Annotated in this window: 3 protein-coding genes; 1 reads left to right on the plus strand and 2 read right to left on the minus strand. The window is 42.6% G+C overall.

Annotation, left to right across the window (positions count from 1 at the left end; all coding sequences use genetic code 11):
* Positions 1-995 (minus strand): aldehyde dehydrogenase family protein (locus VNZ46_RS01760; protein ID WP_325558349.1); only part of this gene is annotated, 995 nt, incomplete at its 3' end.
* Between the two features lie 180 nt (positions 996-1175).
* Between VNZ46_RS01760 and VNZ46_RS01765 the strand changes: the two genes are divergently transcribed.
* Entirely contained in the window at positions 1176-2099 is a 924-nt protein-coding gene (locus tag VNZ46_RS01765; RefSeq protein ID WP_325558350.1) for an AraC family transcriptional regulator, read from the plus strand.
* Positions 2100-2152: 53 nt separating this feature from the next.
* Here the strand turns inward: VNZ46_RS01765 and VNZ46_RS01770 are convergent.
* On the minus strand, positions 2153-2413 hold a 261-nt coding region (locus VNZ46_RS01770; RefSeq protein ID WP_325558351.1), incomplete at its 5' end, for a hypothetical protein.

Raw genomic sequence — 2413 nt, forward strand, 5'->3', positions numbered from 1 at the left:
GACTTGTCGAGTGGGTGGATGGTTTTAATTGCTTTTGTTCGTTCAATGACCCTCGCTATGAATTTGTCATAAATGCTTTCCTGGATCAACAGCCTGGACGGGCAAGTACAGATTTCGCCCTGGTTTAAAGCGAACATGACTGCGCCTTCCACCGCTTTGTCAAGAAAATCATCATCGTGGTCTGCAACGGACTCAAAAAAGATATTCGGAGACTTTCCACCGAGTTCCATGGTCGAAGGAATAATATTTTCTGCGGCGTATTGCATAATGAGCCGTCCGGAAGTGGTGCTTCCTGTAAAGGCAACTTTGGAGATCCTGGTGGATGTGGCTAAAGGTTTGCCCACTTCAATTCCGTAGCCATTGACTATGTTCAGGACACCCGGGGGCAGAATATCTCCGATAAGTTCCATCAGGACCATGATAGAGACAGGCGTTTGCTCTGCCGGCTTTACAACTGTACAACAACCAGCCGCCAATGCGGGTGCGATTTTCCAGGTGGCCATTAATAAAGGGAAATTCCACGGAATAATTTGAGCAACAACGCCTATGGGTTCGTTAAGTGCAATACTTACGGTATTTTCGTCGTGCTCAGAGATGCTTCCTTCTTCAGCCCGGATAACGCCTGCGAAATATCTGAAGTGATCAACCACCAATGGGAGGTCAGCAGCCAGGGTTTCCCGGATAGCTTTTCCATTATCAATTGTTTCTACAGCAGCGAGGTATTCCAGGTTGTCTTCGATTTTTTGTGCGACTTGGAGTAATAGCGTACTTCTGTAGGCAGGAGCACTTTTTCCCCAGGTCTTAAAAGCGGTATGTGCTGCATCTAAAGCCAGTTCTACGTCTTCTTTGCTTGACCTGGCGGCTTTGGTAAAGACCTTGCCGTCTATAGGAGATATGTTGTCAAAATAAACTCCTTTTACCGGCGCAACAAATTTTCCGCCGATGTAATTGTCATATTGTGATTTAAAGGTGGGTCTTTTTACAAGCTGTTCCATGATGTATTAAATTTGGTTGATACAAACCTAGTCTGTAAATCGCTGGAAGGATAGGAGAATAGTTGCAACTGGTAGCATTATTGTTGCAGGTTTTGTAACACTATTGAAATAAAGGTATATTTGAGTATATCGTATATTCCCAATCTGGGGTGAAGGTAGCTGACCAAAATAAGGATAGGTATGATGCAACACAAATTAGATCTGGTTAATCTAAGCAGGGAGGCCCGGCTTCAAACGCTCGTTGAAAACAGAACATCCTATACATTGGAGCGTTGCGAGCTGAATGTGTTCGAAACGTATGTACAATCATATAAGGTTCCATTAACCTTCAGCGATTTTGTGATCACCAGTATGCTGCGGGGTAAAAAAGTGATGCATCTTTTTGATAAGGAGGGATTTGACTATTTGCCTGGCGAAACGGTCATTGTGCCTGCAGAACAAACGATGAAGATCGATTTTCCGGAAGCATCTGATCATACACCTGCCCAATGTATCGCACTTGCAATTGATCAGGAACAAATTAAGAGAACAATTCGTTATCTGAACGAATATTTCCCAAGATCTGGTCCGGGCGAGTTGTGGGCATTAAGCTATGATGAATATCATTTCTATAATAATGAAGAGATTGCCTTTCTGATCAATAAAATCATCCGGATTTGTTCAGAAGGATCCAGGGAGAAAGACGTCATTGCGGATCTTACTTTAAAAGAACTATTGGTCAGGATTATCCAGACCCAGAATTTAAAAGCTGCCGACGGGTCTGTTGCAGGCAGTAATCATAGTCCTCTTGGTTATGTGATTGGCTATATCAAAGCGAATCTGAATGAGAAGATCAGTATTAACAATCTTAGTAATAAGGCTTGTATGAGTAAGGCTTCTTTTTATCGTTTATTTAAGCGCGAATTGGGCATTAGTCCCAATGATTATATTCTGACGGAAAAGATGAAAAGAGCTAAGGAACTTCTGGCCAGGCCAGGAGCCAAGATTGCAGCAATTAGTTATGAACTGGGTTTTAGCGATGCCAATTATTTTATCAGGACCTTTAAGAAATTGGTTGGTGTAACACCAGGTAGTTATCAGCTCACCGTTTATCGGAATGATTAACTCGTAAAAAAGACAATTCGTTTTGTAAATAATCCTCATTTTTGCACAATGAATTATGCACCGAAAGTAACCAGAGGAGCTGTAGCTGCCATGTTTTTTATGGCTGGGTTATGTTTTTCCAGCTGGGCATCACGAATTGCGACTATACAGCAAAAATTATCATTATCTGATGCAGGGCTTGGAGCAGTGCTTTTTGCGTTACCGGTAGGATTGATGCTTTCTTTGCCTTTGTCTGGCTGGCTGGTCACTAAAATAGGAAGCCGAAGGCTTTTGGCAGGCGCATTAGTAATGTATGGCCTTATGCTGATCACGCT

This window comes from Pedobacter sp. (genome assembly GCF_035566355.1).
GTDB lineage: Bacteria > Bacteroidota > Bacteroidia > Sphingobacteriales > Sphingobacteriaceae > Pedobacter.

Excerpts from the sequence above, each read along its gene's own strand:
- VNZ46_RS01765 (WP_325558350.1), top strand. The coding sequence starts at position 1,176 with ATGATGCAACACAAATTAGATCTGGTTAATCTAAGCAGGGAGGCCCGG.